Annotated in this window: 1 protein-coding gene; it reads right to left on the bottom strand. The window is 33.3% G+C overall.

Annotated features, from left to right (window positions below; genetic code table 11):
• On the bottom strand, positions 1-768 hold a 768-nt coding region (locus BQ5209_RS10520; RefSeq protein WP_085248771.1), incomplete at its 3' end, for a DUF6708 domain-containing protein.
• Between the last annotated feature and the right edge of the window lie 74 nt (positions 769-842).

Below are 842 nucleotides of genomic sequence, written 5' to 3' on the forward strand. Positions count from 1 at the left end.
AAACGCTTCAACCATCCATTCAGGCCAGCCTTGTCCTTTAATAATTTTTTCTTTAAATTGGGTTTCTTGTTCCCATTTGTATTTGCCATCGTTTAGACCTGCTAATTTGTTAGCGCACATAAAGTTATTGACCCAACCCCAAACAAAATAACTACCTATGCCAGCACGTAATGGGTCTAATAATATATGGTCGATTGTTTTATGGGTATGAGGTTTGCACACCATTAATATGGTGGTATTGAGTGAAGAGCGTGAAAAGTTATGTACCACTACCCCTTGTAAATGTGCCCAGTCATATTCTTTAATGCGTTTTTTATTAGGGTGCAAAAAGGTTAGCGGATTACGTAACACTTTAAAATTAAAAAAATAGCTTTCATTGATATACACTTTACCCGTTTTACGGTTAAAAATAATGGGGCTACCTCGGCGTGTAAAAAGGTTTTGATAGAATTCAGGGATAATAAATATATATAAAGCAACTAAAGAAGCAATTAATATCACGATGAAATTAATCATCAAGAAAGTTTCTTTTCTTAATGCTAATTCTAAAATTAAATTTATAGATAAGTAGATTAATGGTATTGAAAGGACAAAAAGAACAAAAAGCATGGATAAGTAAAATATTTGATCTGATAAAGTTTTACGAATAAAAGCACAGTAGTTATCATTGGCATAGAGCAAGCGATCATCGGCATCGGTTAGAGAGTTACCGCCTTTTACTAAATCGCCTATCCAACCAAAAATTTGGGGTTGATATTGTGATGGCATTGTTCTGCTCCTTAATTTAAATTTTATTGTTTTTAGTCACGATTAATGGCACATCTTCACGGTTATTGTATTGA

Source organism: Gilliamella mensalis (assembly GCF_900103085.1).
GTDB lineage: Bacteria > Pseudomonadota > Gammaproteobacteria > Enterobacterales > Orbaceae > Gilliamella > Gilliamella mensalis.